Source organism: Erwinia persicina, assembly GCF_019844095.1.
In the GTDB taxonomy this organism is placed as follows: Bacteria; Pseudomonadota; Gammaproteobacteria; order Enterobacterales; family Enterobacteriaceae; genus Erwinia; species Erwinia persicina.
In genome coordinates this window covers 3,851,939-3,871,388 of sequence record NZ_CP082141.1, presented here as the reverse complement: position 1 = coordinate 3,871,388, position 19,450 = coordinate 3,851,939, and the positions used below count along the sequence as shown (strand labels likewise).

The window sequence follows — 19,450 nt, the reverse complement described above, 5'->3', positions numbered from 1 at the left end:
GAGAAATCCTACGCCCGTGCACGCATGTTAAGGGCAGGATCAACAACAATGGCGAAAAGAGACTATTACGAGGTTTTAGGCGTATCCAAATCTGCGGATGAGCGTGAGATCAAAAAGGCCTATAAACGCCTGGCAATGAAGTTTCACCCCGATCGTAACCAGGGTGAAGGTGCCGAAGAGCAGTTTAAAGAGGTCAAAGAGGCCTACGAAATTCTGACCGATGCGCAGAAACGTGCGGCCTACGATCAGTATGGCCATGCTGCTTTTGAGCAGGGTGGTATGGGCGGCGGTCACGGTGGCTTCGGTGGCGGTGGCGGTGCTGACTTCAGTGATATCTTTGGCGACGTATTCGGCGATATCTTTGGCGGAGGCCGCCGTCAGCAGCGTGCCGCTCGTGGCGCTGATTTACGCTACAACATGGAGCTGTCGCTGGAAGAAGCGGTACGCGGCGTGACCAAAGAGATCCGCATTCCAACGCTGGAAGAGTGTGATGTCTGCCACGGCAGTGGCGCGAAAGCGGGTACCAAGCCGCAAACCTGTTCAACCTGCCATGGTGCGGGCCAGGTTCAGATGCGTCAGGGCTTCTTTACTGTGCAGCAGGCGTGTCCGACCTGTCATGGTCGCGGCTCGGTCATTAAAGATCCGTGCAATGCCTGTCATGGTCATGGCCGGGTAGAACGTTCGAAGACGCTATCGGTGAAAATTCCGGCGGGCGTGGATACCGGTGACCGCATTCGTCTGACTGGCGAAGGGGAAGCGGGTGAGCAGGGCGCGCCAGCGGGCGATCTGTATGTCCAGGTGCAGGTGCGTAAGCACAATATCTTTGAACGTGAAGAGAATAACCTGTACTGCGAAGTGCCTATTAACTTTGTGATGGCGGCACTGGGGGGAGAAATCGAAGTCCCTACGCTGGATGGCCGCGTGAAGCTGAAGGTTCCGGCGGAAACGCAGACCGGTAAGCTGTTCCGCATGCGGGGCAAGGGTGTGAAATCCGTACGCGGTGGTGCACAGGGTGACCTGCTGTGCCGCGTAGTGGTCGAAACCCCGGTCAGCCTGAATGAGAAGCAGAAATCGCTGCTACGTGAACTGGAGGAAAGCTTTGGCGGTCCATCCGGTGAGAAAAACAGCCCGCGTTCTAAAAGCTTCTTTGATGGCGTAAAAAAATTCTTTGATGATTTAACCCGCTAATTATCCAGCCTGAGGGCCGATCGATGAACCGATCGGCCCTTCTTATTGATACCTCGTAAATATCGATCCTTTTTGCCTGTATAAACTGTTTTTTTCGAGCGGTTTAACCGCGTATGCTATCCGCTAAGTTATAGATCCTCTTATCTTTGGGATATTCAGCGGAGCCTGTATGAACCTTTTCCTCAAAAAACTGTTAAAAAACGACGCCACGGGCGGTGTGGTACTGATTGTTGCCGCTGCCGTTGCCATGTTTCTCGCCAATAATGCCAGTACACAACAGGACTACCAGGCCATTCTGGCGATGCCGGTGCAGTTCCGCTTCGGCGCACTGGAGATCAATAAAGATCTGCTGCTGTGGATTAATGATGCGCTGATGGCGCTGTTCTTCCTGATGATCGGTCTGGAAGTAAAACGCGAGCTGATGATGGGCTCGCTGAAAGGGCGGGAGCGTGCGATGTTCCCGCTGATTGCCGCCCTCGGCGGTATGGTCGCACCGGGATTAATCTACGCTGCGTTAAACCACAGCGACCCGCTGGCGATCCACGGCTGGGCAATCCCGGCGGCGACCGATATCGCCTTCGCGCTGGGTATTCTGGCGCTGCTGGGCAGCCGCGTGCCCCCGGCGCTAAAAATGTTTTTAATGGCGCTGGCCGTGATTGATGACCTGGGGGCGATTGTGATTATCGCCTTCTTCTATACCAACGATCTGTCTCTGACGTCGCTCGCTGTGGCTGCGGCCTCTATCGTGGTGCTGGCGATACTTAACCTGTGCGGCGTGCGTAAAACGTCGGTCTATCTGCTGGTCGGGATGGTGTTGTGGGTGGCGGTGCTGAAGTCTGGCGTTCACGCCACGCTGGCCGGGGTCATTGTCGGGCTGTTTATTCCCCTGAAAAAACAGGAGGGGCACTCTCCGGCGATTGAACTGGCCAACGGTCTGCATTCATGGGTGAGCTGGCTGATCCTGCCGCTGTTTGCTTTTGCCAACGCCGGGGTCTCCCTGACCGGCGTGTCGGTCGAAGGACTGTTCTCCATGGTGCCACTGGGGATTATTCTCGGGCTGCTGGTGGGGAAACCTTTAGGCATCACACTGATTTGCTGGTTGTCTGTGAAGTTGAAAATCGCCGTGCTGCCTGAAAATACCAAGATGGTTGATATTGCTGCGGTGGGCGTTCTGTGTGGCATTGGCTTTACCATGTCGATCTTTATTGCCTCCCTGGCCTTTGATGCCGCACACGAAGAGATGGTGACGCTCGCCAAGCTGGGTATTTTGAGCGGCTCCGTATTGTCTGCGGTACTGGGTTATACCCTACTGCGTCTTAAGCTGCGTCCGCAGCCGCAGCACTAACGGCACTGGACCCGCGATGGCGCAGATGAACTATAACCACCTCTATTATTTCTGGCAGGTGTGTAAATCTGGTTCGGTGGTGGGGGCGGCCGAGGTATTAAATCTCATGCCGCAAACTATTACCGGCCAGTTGAAAAACCTGGAGGAGCGTTTGCAGGGAAAACTCTTCAAACGTCATGGACGTGGTCTGGTTCCCTCCGAACTCGGTCAACTGGTCTTTCGTTATGCCGACCGCATGTTTACGCTCAGCCAGGAGATGCTGGATATTGTTAACTATCGCAAGGAGGCGAGCCTGCTGTTCGATGTGGGGGTGGCAGATGCGCTCTCCAAGCTGCTGGTCAGCAGGGTGCTGGAAACGGCGGTGGTGGCCGGAGAACCTATCCATCTGCGCTGCTTTGAATCTACCCATGAAATGCTGCTGGAACAGTTAAGTCAGCATAAGCTGGATATGATCCTCTCTGACTGTTCCGTCGGCTCCTCGCTGCAGGAGGGGCTGTTTTCAGTGAAGCTGGGGGAGTGCGCGGTCAGTTTCTGGTGCTATGCGCCGCAGCCGGTCGCGCCGTTCCCTGCGTGCCTGAGCCAGCATAAATTACTGATCCCCGGCCGCCGTTCCATGCTGGGGAGGAAAGTACTGAACTGGCTGCAATCTCAGGATCTGACGGTGGATATTTTAGGTGAATTCGATGATGCGGCGCTGATGAAGGCATTCGGAGCCGCCAACCAGGCAATTTTTGTCGCGCCAACCCTCTACGGTCGGGAGCATTTTTATCGTGAAGGGATTGTTGAACTGGGAAGAATTGATGCGGTGATGGAAGAGTATCACGTGATTTTTGCCGAAAGAATGATCCAGCACCCGGCGGTACAGCGTATTTGTAATAGCGATTTTAGCGATTTATTTTCAGGCGTGTAGCCTGTTTACTCCCGCATCGTCAGCCGTGAGCCAGGGTCAGGCAAGGGCTTTTTTTAACCCAGCGTGACGTACGCACCACAAGCGGTACAAAACACACCAATAAAAAAACCGCCAGAAGGCGGTTTCTTTATCAAAGCTCGATTAACAGACTGACATTAAGCCAGTTTGCTGATCTGTGCAGCCAGATTTGCTTTATGACGTGCAGCTTTGTTCTTGTGGATCAGGCCTTTAGCTGCCTGACGGTCCACAATTGGTTGCATATCATTAAATGCATTCTGCGCAGCCGCTTTATCGCCAGTAGCGATAGCCGCGTAAACTTTCTTGATAAAAGTACGCAACATTGAACGACGGCTAGCGTTGTGCTTACGACGCTTCTCAGACGTTACGGCGCGTTTCTTAGCTGATTTGATATTAGCCAAGGTCCAACTCCCAAATAGTTCTATGAGGACAATTCAAAGGCCGAGGAATATGCCCTTTTCGCCTTCGGTTGTCAATGGATTTGTGCAAATAAGCGCCGGTCAAACAGTGGCACTTGATTACGTTTCGATGGCGCAAGATTCTATCAGCTTCGGCCTGGCGAATACAGCTTATTCACAAGAAAAATAACATCCCCCGCCGGATCAGCACCATACAGAACGAAATGGTAAGAAGAAAGCATGAAAGCCCGTATTCGTGGGTTAACCTTCAGGGCTGTACAAGGTATAATCCGTCGGTTTCCACCAATTTGAGCCAGCCATGAAGTTTATCCGCGGCATACATAACCTGAGAGAGCAGCATCGAGGCTGCGTACTGACCATTGGCAACTTCGATGGTGTACATCGTGGCCACCAGGCGCTGCTGGCACAACTGTGCAAAGAAGGGCGCCAGCGTGGTTTGCCGGTGATGGTCATGCTGTTTGAGCCCCAGCCGCTGGAGCTGTTTGCAGCAGATAAAGCCCCTGCACGGCTGACACGTCTGCGGGAAAAGGTGCGCTACCTTGCACAGGCCGGTGTTGATGCCGTCCTCTGTGTGCGTTTCGATCGCCGATTCGCTGCCTATACCGCACAAAGTTTTGTCGCTGACCTGTTGGTGGATAAACTTGGCGTGCAGTTCCTGGCGGTAGGTGATGATTTCCGCTTTGGCGCTGGTCGCCAGGGAGATTTCCTGTTATTACAGAATGCTGGCGTCGAATATGGTTTTGATGTCATCAGCACCCAGACTTTTTGTGATGATGGTAAACGCATAAGCAGTACGGCAGTGCGCCAGGCGCTGGCAGAGGATGACCTGCCGCTGGCCAATGCGTTGCTGGGTCGTCCCTTCAGTATTTCCGGCCGCGTAGTGCATGGTGATGCGCTGGGCCGCACTATTGGTTTTCCTACCGCTAACCTGCCGCTTAAGCGTACGGTTTCCCCGGTAAAAGGGGTCTACGCCGTTGAGGTGCTGGGATTAGTTGAGCATCCGCTTCCTGCTGTTGCCAATATCGGGACACGACCGACTGTTTCTGGGGTACGTCAGCAACTGGAAGTGCACCTGCTGGACGTGACGATGAATCTGTACGGCCGCCATATTGAAGTGGTGTTGCGAGACAAAATACGTAACGAGCAGCGTTTTGCTTCGCTCGATGCGCTGAAAGAACAAATTGCTAACGATGTGGTGACTGCCCGACGCTTTTTTGGGCTGAACGCATCGGTTTAAGTGTAAACAGAACCGACATACGGAACCGAGAATCTGATGAGTGACTATAAATCTACCCTGAATTTGCCGGAAACGGGGTTCCCGATGCGTGGCGATCTGGCCAAACGCGAACCGGGTATGCTGCAACGTTGGTATGATGACAAGCTGTACGGCATCATTCGCGAAGCCAAGAAAGGGAAAAAAACCTTTATCCTGCACGATGGCCCTCCTTACGCCAACGGCAGCATTCATATTGGTCACTCCGTTAACAAGATTCTGAAAGACATTATCGTTAAGTCGAAAGGCATGGCGGGCTATGACTCGCCTTATGTACCGGGTTGGGACTGCCACGGTCTGCCTATCGAGCATAAAGTTGAGCAGATGATCGGTAAGCCGGGAGAGAAAGTCAGCGCCGCTGAGTTCCGTGCTGCCTGCCGCAAATACGCAGCCGAGCAGGTGGAAGGGCAGAAAGCCGACTTTATCCGTCTGGGTGTGTTGGGTGACTGGGATCGTCCGTATCTGACAATGAACTTCCAGACCGAAGCCAATATTATCCGTGCGCTGGGTAAAATCATCGGTAACGGGCACCTGCACAAAGGGGCCAAGCCGGTACACTGGTGCCTGGACTGCCGTTCTGCCCTGGCTGAGGCGGAAGTGGAGTACTACGATAAAACCTCTCCGTCTATCGATGTCATGTTCAATGCGACTGATAAAGAGGGGGTACAGGCCAAATTTGCGGCAACGAATGTTGACGGCCCGATCTCGCTGGTGATCTGGACTACCACGCCGTGGACCATGCCGGCTAACCGCGCTATCTCACTGCATCCTGAATTCGACTACCAGCTGGTACAGATTGAAGGCCGTGCTCTGATCCTCGCCAAAGAGATGGTTGAGAGCGTGATGCAGCGCGTTGGTGTTGCCGCCTGGACCGTGCTGGGCGAAGCGAAAGGGGCAGACCTGGAGCTGATGGGCTTCCAGCATCCGTTCCTCGACCATACCTCTCCGGTTGTGCTGGGTGAGCATGTCACGCTGGAAGCCGGTACCGGTGCGGTCCATACCGCACCAGGCCATGGCCCGGACGACTATGTTATCGGTCAGAAATACGGTATCGAAGTGGCTAACCCGGTCGGCCCGGATGGCTGCTACCTGCCGGGAACCTACCCGACGCTGGATGGTGTGAACGTCTTTAAAGCCAACGATATGATCGTTGAACTGCTGCGTGAAAAGGGTGCTCTGCTGCACGTTGAGAAACTGTTCCACAGCTATCCACACTGCTGGCGTCATAAAACGCCCATCATCTTCCGCGCTACGCCACAGTGGTTTATCAGCATGGATCAGAAGGGCCTGCGTGCGCAGTCGCTGAAAGAGATCAAGGGCGTGCAGTGGATCCCGGACTGGGGTCAGGCACGTATTGAATCGATGGTCGCGAACCGTCCTGACTGGTGTATTTCCCGTCAGCGTACCTGGGGCGTGCCGATGGCGCTGTTCGTCCATAAAGACACCGAACAGCTGCACCCGGATTCGCTGGAGCTGATGGAGAAAGTGGCGAAGCGGGTTGAGCAGGACGGCATTCAGGCATGGTGGGATCTTGATGCCCGCGACCTGATGGGCGCCGATGCTGACAACTACGTTAAAGTCCCGGATACCCTGGACGTCTGGTTTGACTCCGGTTCAACCAGCTACTCGGTCGTCGATGCCCGCCCTGAATTTGACGGCAATGCCCCTGACCTGTATCTGGAAGGATCGGATCAGCACCGCGGCTGGTTTATGTCCTCACTGATGATCTCGACCGCGATGAAAGGCAAAGCGCCTTACCGTCAGGTACTGACGCACGGCTTCACCGTCGATGGTCAGGGCCGTAAGATGTCCAAGTCACTGGGCAATACTGTCAGCCCGCAGGATGTGATGAACAAACTGGGCGCCGATATTCTGCGCCTGTGGGTCGCCTCTACGGACTACTCCGGTGAGATCGCCGTATCCGACGAAATCCTTAAACGCTCTGCCGACAGCTATCGCCGCATCCGTAACACCGCACGTTTCCTGCTGGCAAACCTTGCCGGTTTTAATCCGGAAACCGATAGGGTGAAACCGGAAGAGATGGTGGTGGTGGATCGCTGGGCCGTTGGCCGTGCGCTGGCGGCACAGAATGATATCGTAGCCTCGTATGAAGCTTATGACTTCCATGAAGTCGTGCAGCGTCTGATGCAGTTCTGTTCGGTTGAGATGGGCTCCTTCTACCTGGATATCATCAAGGATCGTCAGTACACCGCGAAGGCCGATGGCCTGGCGCGTCGCAGCTGTCAGACGGCGCTGTGGTATATCGTGGAAGCGCTGGTGCGCTGGATGGCACCGATTATGTCCTTCACTGCCGATGAAATCTGGGGTTACCTGCCGGGTAAACGCAGCCAGTATGTCTTTACCGAAGAGTGGTTTGACGGGCTGTTCAGCCTGGAAGACAACCAGCCGATGAACGACAGTTACTGGGCAGAACTGCTGAAAGTACGCGGTGAAGTCAACAAGGTGATCGAGCAGGCCCGCGCTGATAAGCGGATTGGCGGGTCTCTGGAAGCCAGCGTGACGCTGTATGCTGACGCAGACCTGGCCGCGAAGCTGACCAGCCTGGGTGAGGAGCTGCGCTTTGTGTTGCTGACTTCCGGGGCGCAGGTTGCGGATTATGCGCAGGCCACCGCTGATGCACAGCAAAGCGAAGGGGTAAAAGGTCTGAAAATTGCCCTGAGCAAAGCGGAAGGCGAGAAGTGCCCGCGCTGCTGGCATTACACTAACGATATCGGCCAGAATGCTGAACACGCTGACGTGTGCGGCCGTTGTGTCACTAACGTCGCGGGCAGCGGCGAACAGCGTAAGTTTGCATGATGACTAAACCTGTTCTCTCAACCGGATTACGCTGGCTGTGGCTGGTGGTGTTGGTCATTGGCATCGATTTCGCCAGTAAGCAGTGGATTATGGATAATCTGATGCTGCACGAATCGATGCCGGTGATGCCATACTTTAACTTCTTCTATGCTCACAACTACGGCGCGGCGTTCAGCTTCCTCGCCGATAAAGGGGGCTGGCAGCGCTGGTTCTTTGCCGGCATTGCCATTGCTATCGTCGTGGTGCTGCTGGTGATGATGTACCGTACTCCAGCCACCAGTAAACTGAATAACATTGCCTATGCGCTGATTGTGGGTGGCGCAGTAGGTAACCTGTTTGACCGGTCATATCATGGCTTTGTGGTGGATTTCATCGACTTCTATGTCGGTGACTGGCACTTCGCCACGTTTAATATTGCCGACTGTGGTATCTGTATTGGTGCCGCGCTGATCGTGCTGGAAGGGTTCCTGAGCCCGGCCGGTAAACAGGCTAAGAATAAAGGGTAGGGCATGACCGATTCTGTACAGCGTAACAGCGAAGTGCTGGTACATTTCACCTTAAAGCTGGCGGACGGTTCCACGGCGGAATCGACGCGCAGCAACGGGAAACCCGCGCTGTTTTGTCTGGGCGATGGCAGCCTGTCAGAGGGGCTGGAAAGCCATTTGATTGGGCTGAAAACAGGCGATAAATGTGCCTTTGCGCTGGAAGCAGCCGATGCCTTTGGCGGCATCAGTCCCGATCTGGTTCAGTACTTCTCGCGCCGCGACTTTGTCGAGGCCGGGGAGCCGGAAATAGGTGCCATCATGCTGTTCAGCGGCATGGATGGTAACGAAATGCCGGGCGTGATCCGGGAGATTTCCGGGGATTCGATCACCGTGGATTTCAATCATCCACTGGCCGGACAGACTATTCACTTTGACGTAGAAGTGCTGGAGATTGATCCGGTACGGGAGACGAGCAATGCAGATCCTGCTGGCTAACCCGCGCGGCTTCTGCGCGGGCGTTGATCGCGCTATCAGTATTGTCGAGCGTGCGCTGGAGATGTATGGCGCCCCTATCTACGTGCGGCATGAAGTGGTGCATAACCGCTACGTGGTGAACAGCCTGCGTGAGCGTGGGGCGATTTTCATTGAGGAAATTGCTGAAGTGCCGGACGGGTCGATCCTGATCTTCTCGGCTCACGGCGTTTCTCAGGCCGTGCGTGCAGAAGCGAAAGCGCGTGACCTGACAATGCTCTTTGATGCGACCTGCCCGCTGGTCACCAAAGTGCATATGGAAGTCGCGCGTGCCAGCCGCAAAGGGACAGAAGCGATCCTGATTGGCCATGCCGGCCATCCGGAGGTAGAGGGCACGATGGGCCAGTACAATAACCCGAAAGGGGGCATGTACCTGGTTGAAGCGCCCGCAGATGTCTGGAAGCTACAGGTAAAAGACGAAAACAACCTGAGCTTTATGACGCAAACCACACTGTCCGTTGATGATACCTGTGAAGTGATTGACGCACTTCGCGCCCGCTTCCCGAAGATTATCGGTCCGCGTAAAGATGATATCTGCTATGCCACTACCAACCGCCAGGAGGCCGTGCGTACGCTGGCCCGGGATGCTGATGTGGTGCTGGTGGTTGGTTCGAAAAACTCCTCGAACTCAAACCGTCTGGCAGAGCTGGCACAGCGTGCCGGTAAGCTGGCACGCCTGATTGACTCGGCTGAGGATATTCAGGAAGAGTGGGTCAGAGGTGTGGGCTGTGTCGGGGTGACCGCTGGTGCCTCCGCACCCGATATTCTGGTGCAGCAGGTCATCCAGCGTCTCAATGAACTCGGCGGTGTTGATGCCATCGAACTGATTGGGCGTGAAGAGAATATCGTGTTTGAAGTGCCGAAAGAACTGCGCGTAGAGGTAAAGCAGATCACCTGAGGGCGGCTATCTTACTTGCTATTTTGAAGCTGGGCAGTGCTCACACTCCTCACGTACTACGTGTACGCTCCGGGTGTTGTGCGCTGTCCTTGTTCAAACTCGCTGCGCCGATGACGCCACGTTACGCCTGCCATGCTTAATCATTTCCTTTCCCCAATCCTGACGAAATCTGTTTTACTGATAATCCTCACGCGCTGGCGTAAAATTCTTATTATCCGTTTTTAGTTGTGGCGCAGAAGTTAACCGCTGGTTAATCTGGATGCGTTGTGCATGCATAGAAATCTGTCAGGAATGAATAAATATGAGTAATGCAGCAATCCGTATCGCCATTGTGGGTGCCTCCGGGCGCATGGGACGCCAGTTAATCCAGGCGACGGTACAGGCTGAAGGGGCGTGTCTGGGAGCCGCGCTGGTGCGTTCAGCATCTTCCCTCGTAGGCGCTGATGCGGGCGAGCTGGCCGGTTGTGGCGTGCTGGGCGTGAACATCACCGATAACCTTGATGCGGTCGTGAATGACTTTGATGTACTGGTCGACTTTACCCGTCCTGAGGCTTCACTGCATTATCTGGACTTTTGCCGCCAGCATAAAAAAGCGATGGTGATTGGAACGACGGGGTTTGATGAGGCGGGTAAGGCGGCCATCAAAGCCGCCTCAGCGGATACCGCTATCGTATTTGCCGCTAACTTTAGCGTTGGCGTTAACCTGGTGCTGAAGCTGCTGGAGAAAGCAGCCAAAGTGATGGGTGACTATGCGGATATCGAAATTATTGAAGCGCACCATCGTCACAAAGTGGATGCGCCCTCAGGCACGGCGCTGGCGATGGGGGAGGCGATAGCAGACGCCATGAACTGGAACCTGAATGAGCATGCGGTCTATGCCCGTGAAGGCCACACTGGTGAACGCGAGGCACAGACCATTGGTTTTGCCACTGTGCGTGCCGGTGACATCGTCGGTGAGCATACGGCGATGTTTGCAGATGTGGGTGAGCGAGTAGAGATAACCCATAAGGCTTCAAGCCGTATGACCTTTGCGAATGGTGCGGTTCGTGCGGCAGTATGGTTGAAGGCGCATAAAGTTGGTCTTTATGACATGCGAAATGTGCTTAATCTTGATGATTTATAAGTGTTGTGTACCATCGTGATGTGGTTATTTCAATCATAACTATTTGATTGGAAGGGCAATAATTTTATTGCCCTTTTTGTTTTTTGTAAAAATACGGCTTTTAAGTTTTCCGTGCATCTTAACTGATTTAATATCTTCTTTTTCGCATTTATTTCCTCTCTTCCTGTCTGTTTTTGACCACTTGGTCTGGTTTTTACCATTAACCGCCATGAAATAATTTACACCGAGGCAGGCAACCGATTTTATCACCAGGATATGTGGTGGTTTTAGGGTAAATGTTCCTGTTTTATCCTCAGTTAGTTAAAAATGACAGAAAAAGTGCCTCGCAGGGTAGACAACAGCGGGGGCGATCATTAGAATGCGCGCAATTTGCCAAAAACTGAGCAGTCAGGCAGTTTTTGCATTGATTTTGGGGTCATTCCTGAATTAATATGCAGATATTGTGACTGTTTATTCCCCTGGAGGATGTTTTGATTAAGTCAGCGCTATTGGTTCTGGAAGACGGAACCCAATTCCACGGTCGGGCCATCGGGGCTACCGGATCGGCAGTGGGAGAAGTTGTTTTCAACACGTCAATGACCGGTTATCAAGAAATCCTCACTGATCCTTCCTATTCCCGCCAGATCGTCACTCTTACTTATCCCCATATCGGCAATGTCGGCACCAACGCCGCTGACGCAGAATCCACTCAGGTACACGCACAGGGTTTAGTTATCCGCGACCTGCCGTTGATTGCCAGCAACTACCGCAATGAAGAAGGCCTGTCGGACTATCTGACGCGCCACAACATTGTCGCTATTGCCGATATCGATACACGCAAGCTGACTCGTCTGCTGCGTGAAAAAGGGGCTCAGAATGGCTGCATTATCGCCGGAGACGCGCCGGATGCGGCAGAGGCGCTGGCCAAAGCAAAAGCGTTCCCGGGTCTGAAGGGTATGGACCTGGCGAAAGAAGTGACCGTGGCCCAGCCTTACAGCTGGCAGCAGGGTAGCTGGACGCTGGAAGGCGAACTGCCGGCACCTGCAGCGGCGGCCGATCTGCCCTTCCACGTGGTGGCTTACGACTACGGCGTGAAGCGCAATATTCTGCGCATGCTGGTGGATCGCGGCTGCCGCCTGACGGTCGTTCCTGCGCAGACCTCTGCTGAGGACGTTCTGAAGCTGAACCCGGATGGTGTTTTCCTCTCGAATGGTCCCGGCGACCCGGAGCCATGCGATTATGCCATTACTGCGATCAAACGCCTGCTGGAAACCGATATTCCGGTGTTTGGTATCTGTCTGGGCCATCAGCTACTGGCTCTGGCCAGCGGTGCAAAAACGGTGAAGATGAAGCTCGGCCACCACGGCGGTAACCACCCGGTGAAAGATCACGACAACAACACCGTGATGATCACCGCCCAGAACCATGGTTTTGCGGTGGATGACAGCAACCTGCCGGCAAACCTGCGCGTGACCCATACCTCGCTCTTTGATCATACGGTTCAGGGTATTCACCGCACCGATAAAGCTGCCTTCAGCTTCCAGGGCCATCCGGAAGCCAGCCCGGGTCCGCACGATGCTGCCCCGTTGTTCGATCACTTTATCGAACTGATTAAAGCCGCGAAATAAGATCGGGAGAGAAAGAGAATGCCAAAACGTACAGACATAAAAAGTATCCTGATCCTGGGCGCTGGCCCGATTGTCATCGGCCAGGCCTGCGAATTCGACTACTCCGGTGCCCAGGCCTGTAAGGCGCTGCGTGAAGAGGGTTACCGCGTTATTCTGGTGAACTCTAACCCGGCCACCATCATGACCGACCCGGACATGGCCGATGCAACCTATATTGAGCCGATTCACTGGGAAGTGGTGCGGAAGATCATCGAAAAAGAGCGCCCGGATGCAGTATTGCCGACCATGGGCGGCCAGACGGCGCTGAACTGTGCGTTAGAATTAGAGCGCCAGGGCGTGCTGGAAGAGTTTGGCGTAACCATGATTGGTGCTACCGCTGACGCGATTGATAAAGCCGAAGACCGCCGTCGTTTCGACGTGGCAATGAAAAAAATCGGCCTCGATACGGCGCGTTCAGGGATCGCCCACACCATGGAAGAAGCGCTGGCCGTGGCTGCTGACGTCGGCTTCCCGTGCATCATCCGACCTTCCTTTACAATGGGCGGCACCGGTGGCGGTATTGCCTACAATCGCGAGGAGTTCGAAGAGATCTGTGAGCGCGGCCTCGATCTGTCACCGACTAATGAGCTGCTGATTGATGAGTCGCTGATTGGCTGGAAAGAGTATGAGATGGAAGTGGTGCGTGATAAAAACGACAACTGCATCATCGTCTGCTCCATCGAAAACTTTGATGCCATGGGCATCCACACGGGTGATTCCATTACCGTTGCGCCAGCCCAGACGCTGACCGATAAAGAGTACCAGATCATGCGTAACGCTTCGCTTGCGGTGCTGCGTGAAATCGGCGTGGAAACCGGCGGGTCTAACGTACAGTTCTCCGTTAACCCGGAGAATGGCCGTCTGATCGTTATCGAGATGAACCCACGCGTGTCGCGTTCTTCTGCGCTGGCGTCTAAAGCCACCGGCTTCCCGATTGCCAAAATTGCCGCCAAGCTGGCGGTGGGCTTTACGCTGGATGAGCTGACTAACGACATTACCGGTGGCCTGACCCCGGCCTCGTTTGAGCCGTCTATCGACTACGTTGTGACGAAAATTCCACGCTTCAACTTTGAAAAGTTCGCCGGGGCTAATGATCGTCTGACCACGCAGATGAAATCTGTGGGTGAAGTGATGGCGATTGGCCGCACCCTGCAGGAATCGATGCAGAAAGCGCTGCGTGGCCTTGAAGTCGGTGCTCATGGTTTCGACCCGAAAGTTGACCTGAATGACCCGGAAGCGCTGACCACTATTCGCCGCGAGCTGAAAGATGCCGGTTGCGACCGTATCTGGTATATCGCTGATGCCTTCCGCGCCGGGATGAGCGTGGACGATGTTTTTGCGCTGACCAACGTTGACCGCTGGTTCCTGGTGCAGATTGAAGAGCTGGTGACGCTGGAAAGTCAGGTAGCAGAACAGGGTATTAACGGCCTGAGCTATGACTTCCTGCGCACGCTGAAGCGCAAAGGCTTTGCCGATGCGCGCCTGGCGGATGTGGCTGGCGTGTCTGAAGCGGAAATCCGTGCGCTACGCGAGCAGCATAACCTGCATCCGGTGTATAAGCGTGTTGATACCTGTGCGGCGGAATTCTCGACCAATACCGCCTACATGTACTCCACCTATGAAGAAGAGTGTGAAGCGAACCCGAATCAGGACCGTGATAAAATCATGGTGCTGGGCGGCGGTCCAAACCGTATCGGCCAGGGCATCGAGTTTGACTACTGCTGCGTTCATGCTTCGCTGGCGCTGCGTGAAGACGGCTTCGAGACCATCATGGTCAACTGTAACCCGGAAACCGTATCGACCGACTACGACACCTCTGATCGTCTGTACTTCGAACCCGTGACCCTGGAAGACGTGCTGGAAATTGTGCGCATCGAAAAGCCAAAAGGCGTTATCGTGCAGTACGGTGGCCAGACCCCACTGAAGCTGGCGCGCGCGCTGGAAGCCGCCGGTGTACCGGTTATCGGTACCAGCCCGGACGCCATTGACCGTGCTGAAGACCGCGAACGTTTCCAGCAGGCCGTTGAGCGCCTGGGCCTGAAGCAGCCGGCCAACGCCACCGTCACCGCCATCGATATGGCCGTAGAAAAAGCGGCGCTGATTGGCTATCCGCTGGTGGTGCGCCCGTCTTACGTACTGGGTGGCCGGGCGATGGAAATCGTGTACGACGAAATTGACCTGAAGCGCTACTTCAACACCGCGGTCTCGGTTTCTAACGACGCCCCGGTGCTGCTGGATCGCTTCCTTGACGACGCGGTTGAAGTCGACGTGGATGCGATCTGCGACGGTGAGCAGGTGCTGATCGGCGGTATCATGGAACACATTGAGCAGGCCGGTGTGCACTCCGGTGACTCGGCGTGTTCCCTGCCAGCCTACACGCTGAGTCAGGACATTCAGGACGTCATGCGTGAGCAGGTGAAAAAGCTGGCGTTTGAGCTGGGCGTACGCGGCCTGATGAACGTGCAGTTTGCGGTGAAGGATAATGAAGTTTACCTGATTGAGGTGAACCCGCGTGCCGCCCGTACCGTACCGTTTGTCTCCAAAGCGACCGGCATGCCGCTGGCGAAGGTGGCTGCACGCGTGATGGCCGGTAAAACGCTGGCTGCCCAGGGCGTGACCAGAGAGATCATCCCGCCGTACTACTCGGTGAAAGAAGTGGTGCTGCCGTTTAACAAGTTCCAGGGCGTTGACCCGATCCTTGGCCCGGAGATGCGTTCAACGGGCGAAGTGATGGGTGTAGGCCGGACCTTTGCTGAAGCGTTCTGCAAGGCGATGCTGGGCGCACAGAGCAACATGAAGAAAAGTGGCCGTGCGCTGCTGTCAGTGCGCGAAGGTGATAAAAAACGCATCGTTGAACTGGCGCAGCGTCTGCAGGACTTCGGCTTTGAACTGGATGCTACCGCCGGCACTGCCGACGTGCTGAAGGCCGCCGGGATTGCGGTGCGTCAGGTCAACAAAGTGCACGAAGGCCGACCGCACATTCAGGATCGGGTGAAAAACGGGGAGTACGTGTACATCGTTAACACCACCGCAGGGCGTCAGGCGATTGAGGACTCCAAGCTGATCCGCCGCAGTGCGCTGCAGTATAAAGTGCACTACGACACCACGCTGAACGGTGCATTCGCCACCACGACTTCCCTGCACTCCAGCGCGACGGATCAGGTCATTTCCGTACAGGAGATGCACGCGCAGATTAACGCATAATCTCGCCAGTGAAATGGGGCTGACTCTGGCCCGTCCTGCTGCTGTAAGGCCGATCTGACGATTGGCCTTTTTTTTGTCTCAGGTTTGTTACAGGGATTACGGGTTTTGTGATCTCCGCCATTGCAGCATCGCCTGCATCCTATAGTATTGTCCAGGCTCGATTTTTTTATATTCTGGGCTGAATGAACAGCCCGTTTAATACCCACAATTATAGGGAAATGATGATGAAAAAAATTGTACTGGCCACGCTGATCGGTGCAGTGATGTCGCAGTTTGCGTATGCGGCAAAAGATGTGACAACCAAACCTGACGTTTACTTCCTGAAAGAGTCGCAGTCGATTGACAGCCTGGCGCTGTTGCCTCCCCCTCCCGCCATGGACAGCATTGAGTTCCTGAACGATAAAACCCAGTACGATGCAGGTAAGATGCTGCGCAATACGCCGCGAGGGAAGCAGGCGTGGAAAGATGCTAATGTCGAAGGCGATGGCGTAGCCGAAGCGTTCTCAGAAGCGTACGGCATGACGATCTCGCCAGAGAAAACCCCTGAGCAGTACCGTCTGGTGAAGAAAATGCGCGAAGATGCGGGCGATCTGGCGACGCGCAGCGCCAAAGAGCATTACATGCGCATCCGTCCGTTTGCGTTCTATCACGAAGCGACCTGTCGCTCCGACGATGAAGGCAAGCTCTCTATCAACGGTTCTTACCCTTCCGGGCATACCACTATCGGCTGGGCAACGGCGCTGGTGCTGTCTGAAATTAATACCGAACGGCAGGGGCAGATTTTACAGCGGGGCTATGAGATGGGGCAAAGTCGTGTCATCTGTGGATATCACTGGCAGAGTGACGTCACCGCCGCCCGCGTCGTCGCATCGGCGATTGTGGCGCGTCTGCACGCGGAACCCACCTTCGTGACTCAGCTGCAAAAAGCCAAAGATGAATTTAAACGCCTGAAGGGCAGTGCTCATTAAGACACCTTTTGCGGGCGGTCTGTTCCGCCCGCGCTGAAAGACAGGCGGGGGCGCCTTTATCAGCGCCCTCCACCCCCCATCAGGACAACGCCACCTTAATCCCCAGGGCGATCAGTACGCCGCCGAGCAGCTTATCAACGATACGCTGGGCTTTTGCCAGCCCGCGACGCACCGGGCCACTCTGGATCAACATCACCAGCAGCGGCCACCACAGCATGGACAGGCCGAGGATGATGCCCGCATACAGCAGCTTCTCGTGAAGGCTCGAGTCAACACTCAGAACCTGTGTGAAGATCGACAGGAAAAATAACGTCGCTTTAGGATTCAGCAGGTTACACAAATAACCCTGCAAAAAGGCCTTTTTCAGTGAGGTTTGCTCGGGCGTCACGTTACTGAGGTCCATCTTGCTGCCACCGCGCGACAGCAGCGCCTGTATGCCGATATAAATCAGATAGGCGGCACCGGCATATTTCAGCAGCATAAACAGCCACGGCGTTGTGGTGATGACCACGGCCAGCCCGGCCACGCAGTAAGCCATATGGGTGGCAACGGCACAGTTTACGCCTAATGCGCTCATCAGCGCGGCGCTGCGACGGTAACGTGCGGCGTTTTTGATAATCAGAAAAAAGTCAGGGCCGGGGGAGAGCATGCCCAGCACCACAATCGTGGCGACGAATAAGCTGGTTTCTAACATAGTGGCGGTCTTTAGCGGATTGAGCGGCAGATTCTACCATGTCTCCTTGTTTTGTGCGGCGAAAAATAGGCGGAAGGTGATGTAACCGATACACTGAAAAACCTTTACCGAATATCCTCCGCTTACCTATCGACGAAAGTTTCGCCTTTACGTATCATGGCGCCAATTTTACCCCCTGCTGAGTTTGATATGATGATTAGCCTGATTGCAGCCCTTGCGGCTGACCGCGTTATTGGGATGGAAAACGCCATGCCCTGGCACTTGCCTGCCGACCTGGCGTGGTTTAAGAAGCACACCCTCAACAAGCCAGTGGTCATGGGCCGTCGCACCTGGGAATCAATTGGCCGTCCGCTGCCAGGGCGTCTGAACATTGTTATCAGCAGCCAGAAAGGCGATGCAGCCGGGGTGACCTGGGTAACCTCGATTGAGGAGGCGCTGAAAACGGCAGGGGATGTTGAGGAACTGATGGTGATCGGCGGTGGGCGTATTTATGAACAATTACTGCCGCGCGCAGACCGCCTGTATCTGACGCATATTGATGCAGAAGTGGAAGGGGACACCCATTTCCCGGACTATGAACCGGATGAATGGCAGTCCGTGTTCAGCGAATTCCATGATGCGGATGAGAAGAACTCCCACAGCTTCTGCTTCGAGATTTTAGATCGCCGTTAACTGGCCGGGGCGGACACGCTGTACCGGTCCGCCCGACCTGGGCTCTGTTATCGTTCGCGGTTCGACACCTGAGTAAATACACGCTTATCTTCCCAGCGCAGCATGGTCAGCGTACCTCCCCAGCAGCAGCCGGTATCCAGGGCAATAATCCCTTCTGGTGTACCTTTTCCTTCCAGCGAAGCCCAGTGACCAAACACGATGGTATAATCGCGCGGTACGACTCCGGGAATGTTGAACCACGGTTTTAACGGCGGAGGAGCACTGTCCGGAGCCTCTTTCGCAATCATGTCCAGTTGGCCGTTCGGGAAGCAAAAACGCATCCGCGTCAGGGCATTGGTGCTGAAGCGTAAGCGGGCCAGCCCCGTCAGCTCGGGGGACCAGTTGTTAGGCATATCTCCGTACATGGCATCGAGAAACAGCGGATAAGTATCACTGCTCAGTACGGCTTCCACTTCACGTGCGCAGCTTTGTGCCGTTTCAATGTCCCACTGCGGGGTTATCCCGGCATGGGCCATGACCAGCTTTTTTTCTTCATCAACCTGAAGCAACGGCTGACGACGAAGCCAGTTGATCAGCAGATCAGCGTCAGGGGCTTCCAGTAGCGGCGTGATACGATCTTTGGGTTTATTGCGGCTGATACCGGCATACACCGCCAGCAGATGCAGGTCATGGTTGCCCAGCACCAGTCTGACGCAGTCGCCCAGATAACGCACAAAACGCAGAACTTCCAGTGACGCAGGCCCACGAGCCACCAGGTCTCCGGTCAGCCAGAGCTGATCGGACGCCGGGTCAAACTGCGCCTGATCAAGCAGCGAACGCAACTCGTCGTAGCAACCGTGAACATCACCGATTAAATAAGTGCTCATGCAAAAAGGCCGGTTTAATGAATATGGGTGGCAATGGCCAGACGGAAGACCGGGATATCAACGACGAAGGACTCACCATCGGCATCGAGCATCTGATAGTGGCCCTGCATGGTGCCCATTGGGGTTTCGAGTATCGCTCCGCTGGTGTACTGAAACTCGCCGCCGGGTTCGATGTGGGGCTGTTCGCCCACCACGCCTTCACCCTGAACTTCGGTTTCACGGCCGTTACCGTTGGTTATTAACCAGTAACGGCCGATGAGCTGAACCGGGATACGCCCCAGATTACGAACAGTGATGGTGTAAGCAAACACGTAACGTTCTTCATCAGGTGCAGACTGTGACGCGACGTAAGCACTTTGCACCTGAACACAGACTTTGGGCGTATTGTTCATA

General features: G+C 54.9%; 17 protein-coding genes. 13 read left to right on the top strand and 4 right to left on the bottom strand.

Annotation, left to right across the window (positions count from 1 at the left end):
- Window positions 1-48 precede the first annotated feature (48 nt).
- The 3 genes from dnaJ (at window position 49) to nhaR (ending at window position 3,443) form a co-directional block, all read left to right on the top strand.
- Window positions 49-1,188, top strand: a complete 1,140-nt coding sequence (gene dnaJ / locus K6L24_RS17930; protein ID WP_062747439.1) for a molecular chaperone DnaJ — start codon at window positions 49-51, stop codon at window positions 1,186-1,188.
- Between the two features lie 169 nt (window positions 1,189-1,357).
- Complete coding sequence (gene nhaA, locus K6L24_RS17925) at window positions 1,358-2,533, top strand: Na+/H+ antiporter NhaA (protein ID WP_062747441.1); 1,176 nt, start codon at window positions 1,358-1,360, stop codon at window positions 2,531-2,533.
- A gap of 16 nt (window positions 2,534-2,549) precedes the next feature.
- Window positions 2,550-3,443, top strand: coding sequence for a transcriptional activator NhaR (gene nhaR, locus K6L24_RS17920; protein ID WP_118664662.1), 894 nt, complete (start codon window positions 2,550-2,552; stop codon window positions 3,441-3,443).
- Between the two features lie 155 nt (window positions 3,444-3,598).
- Here nhaR and rpsT read toward each other — a convergent pair whose 3' ends face one another.
- Complete coding sequence (rpsT, locus tag K6L24_RS17915; protein WP_048914793.1) at window positions 3,599-3,862, bottom strand: 30S ribosomal protein S20; 264 nt, start codon at window positions 3,860-3,862, stop codon at window positions 3,599-3,601.
- Between the two features lie 316 nt (window positions 3,863-4,178).
- Between rpsT and ribF the strand changes: the two genes are divergently transcribed.
- From ribF to K6L24_RS17870, 9 genes are all read left to right on the top strand, one after another.
- Window positions 4,179-5,117 carry a bifunctional riboflavin kinase/FAD synthetase gene (gene ribF / locus K6L24_RS17910; protein WP_062747445.1) on the top strand — a complete coding sequence of 313 codons (939 nt, stop codon included), beginning with the start codon at window positions 4,179-4,181 and terminating at the stop codon, window positions 5,115-5,117.
- Between the two features lie 36 nt (window positions 5,118-5,153).
- Window positions 5,154-7,970: an isoleucine--tRNA ligase gene (ileS, locus tag K6L24_RS17905; protein ID WP_062747447.1), complete on the top strand. Its 2,817-nt coding sequence runs from the start codon at window positions 5,154-5,156 to the stop codon at window positions 7,968-7,970.
- Window positions 7,967-8,476, top strand: a complete 510-nt coding sequence (gene lspA, locus K6L24_RS17900) for a signal peptidase II (RefSeq protein ID WP_062747449.1) — start codon at window positions 7,967-7,969, stop codon at window positions 8,474-8,476. Before ileS ends, lspA begins: the two co-directional genes overlap by 4 nt.
- Window positions 8,477-8,479: 3 nt before the next feature.
- Window positions 8,480-8,950, top strand: coding sequence for an FKBP-type peptidyl-prolyl cis-trans isomerase (gene fkpB / locus K6L24_RS17895; protein WP_062747451.1), 471 nt, complete (start codon window positions 8,480-8,482; stop codon window positions 8,948-8,950).
- Window positions 8,931-9,884, top strand: coding sequence for a 4-hydroxy-3-methylbut-2-enyl diphosphate reductase (gene ispH / locus K6L24_RS17890; protein ID WP_062747453.1), 954 nt, complete (start codon window positions 8,931-8,933; stop codon window positions 9,882-9,884). The genes fkpB and ispH overlap by 20 nt, the downstream gene beginning before the upstream one ends.
- Window positions 9,885-10,185: 301 nt before the next feature.
- Window positions 10,186-11,007 (top strand): 4-hydroxy-tetrahydrodipicolinate reductase, encoded by an 822-nt coding sequence (gene dapB, locus K6L24_RS17885; RefSeq protein ID WP_062747455.1) that lies wholly within the window; start codon window positions 10,186-10,188, stop codon window positions 11,005-11,007.
- Window positions 11,008-11,477: 470 nt separating this feature from the next.
- Window positions 11,478-12,614 (top strand): glutamine-hydrolyzing carbamoyl-phosphate synthase small subunit, encoded by a 1,137-nt coding sequence (carA, locus tag K6L24_RS17880; protein ID WP_062747459.1) that lies wholly within the window; start codon window positions 11,478-11,480, stop codon window positions 12,612-12,614.
- A gap of 18 nt (window positions 12,615-12,632) precedes the next feature.
- Window positions 12,633-15,857 carry a carbamoyl-phosphate synthase large subunit gene (gene carB / locus K6L24_RS17875; protein WP_118664654.1) on the top strand — a complete coding sequence of 1,075 codons (3,225 nt, stop codon included), beginning with the start codon at window positions 12,633-12,635 and terminating at the stop codon, window positions 15,855-15,857.
- Window positions 15,858-16,081: 224 nt separating this feature from the next.
- The gene (locus K6L24_RS17870; RefSeq protein ID WP_222681692.1) at window positions 16,082-16,825 is read left to right on the top strand and encodes an acid phosphatase; all 744 of its coding nucleotides are present in this window, start codon (window positions 16,082-16,084) and stop codon (window positions 16,823-16,825) included.
- 79 nt (window positions 16,826-16,904) lie between these two features.
- Here K6L24_RS17870 and K6L24_RS17865 read toward each other — a convergent pair whose 3' ends face one another.
- On the bottom strand, window positions 16,905-17,519 hold the full coding sequence (locus K6L24_RS17865) for a LysE family translocator (RefSeq protein ID WP_062747465.1): 615 nt from the start codon (window positions 17,517-17,519) through the stop codon (window positions 16,905-16,907).
- A gap of 189 nt (window positions 17,520-17,708) precedes the next feature.
- Between K6L24_RS17865 and folA the strand changes: the two genes are divergently transcribed.
- The gene (gene folA / locus K6L24_RS17860; protein ID WP_191927756.1) at window positions 17,709-18,191 is read left to right on the top strand and encodes a type 3 dihydrofolate reductase; all 483 of its coding nucleotides are present in this window, start codon (window positions 17,709-17,711) and stop codon (window positions 18,189-18,191) included.
- A 47-nt stretch (window positions 18,192-18,238) separates the two neighbouring features.
- Here folA and apaH read toward each other — a convergent pair whose 3' ends face one another.
- Window positions 18,239-19,057: a bis(5'-nucleosyl)-tetraphosphatase (symmetrical) ApaH gene (gene apaH / locus K6L24_RS17855; RefSeq protein WP_062747467.1), complete on the bottom strand. Its 819-nt coding sequence runs from the start codon at window positions 19,055-19,057 to the stop codon at window positions 18,239-18,241.
- Window positions 19,058-19,071: 14 nt separating this feature from the next.
- Window positions 19,072-19,449, bottom strand: a complete 378-nt coding sequence (apaG, locus tag K6L24_RS17850; protein ID WP_062747469.1) for a Co2+/Mg2+ efflux protein ApaG — start codon at window positions 19,447-19,449, stop codon at window positions 19,072-19,074.
- Between the last annotated feature and the right edge of the window lies 1 nt (window position 19,450).

Excerpts from the sequence above, each read along its gene's own strand:
- dnaJ (WP_062747439.1), top strand. The coding sequence starts at position 49 with ATGGCGAAAAGAGACTATTACGAGGTTTTAGGCGTATCCAAATCTGCG.
- nhaA (WP_062747441.1), top strand. The coding sequence starts at position 1,358 with ATGAACCTTTTCCTCAAAAAACTGTTAAAAAACGACGCCACGGGCGGT.
- nhaR (WP_118664662.1), top strand. The coding sequence starts at position 2,550 with ATGGCGCAGATGAACTATAACCACCTCTATTATTTCTGGCAGGTGTGT.
- ribF (WP_062747445.1), top strand. The coding sequence starts at position 4,179 with ATGAAGTTTATCCGCGGCATACATAACCTGAGAGAGCAGCATCGAGGC.
- ileS (WP_062747447.1), top strand. The coding sequence starts at position 5,154 with ATGAGTGACTATAAATCTACCCTGAATTTGCCGGAAACGGGGTTCCCG.
- lspA (WP_062747449.1), top strand. The coding sequence starts at position 7,967 with ATGATGACTAAACCTGTTCTCTCAACCGGATTACGCTGGCTGTGGCTG.
- fkpB (WP_062747451.1), top strand. The coding sequence starts at position 8,480 with ATGACCGATTCTGTACAGCGTAACAGCGAAGTGCTGGTACATTTCACC.
- ispH (WP_062747453.1), top strand. The coding sequence starts at position 8,931 with ATGCAGATCCTGCTGGCTAACCCGCGCGGCTTCTGCGCGGGCGTTGAT.
- dapB (WP_062747455.1), top strand. The coding sequence starts at position 10,186 with ATGAGTAATGCAGCAATCCGTATCGCCATTGTGGGTGCCTCCGGGCGC.
- carB (WP_118664654.1), top strand. The coding sequence starts at position 12,633 with ATGCCAAAACGTACAGACATAAAAAGTATCCTGATCCTGGGCGCTGGC.
- K6L24_RS17870 (WP_222681692.1), top strand. The coding sequence starts at position 16,082 with ATGAAAAAAATTGTACTGGCCACGCTGATCGGTGCAGTGATGTCGCAG.
- K6L24_RS17865 (WP_062747465.1), bottom strand. The coding sequence starts at position 17,519 with ATGTTAGAAACCAGCTTATTCGTCGCCACGATTGTGGTGCTGGGCATG.
- folA (WP_191927756.1), top strand. The coding sequence starts at position 17,709 with ATGATGATTAGCCTGATTGCAGCCCTTGCGGCTGACCGCGTTATTGGG.
- apaH (WP_062747467.1), bottom strand. The coding sequence starts at position 19,057 with ATGAGCACTTATTTAATCGGTGATGTTCACGGTTGCTACGACGAGTTG.
- apaG (WP_062747469.1), bottom strand. The coding sequence starts at position 19,449 with ATGAACAATACGCCCAAAGTCTGTGTTCAGGTGCAAAGTGCTTACGTC.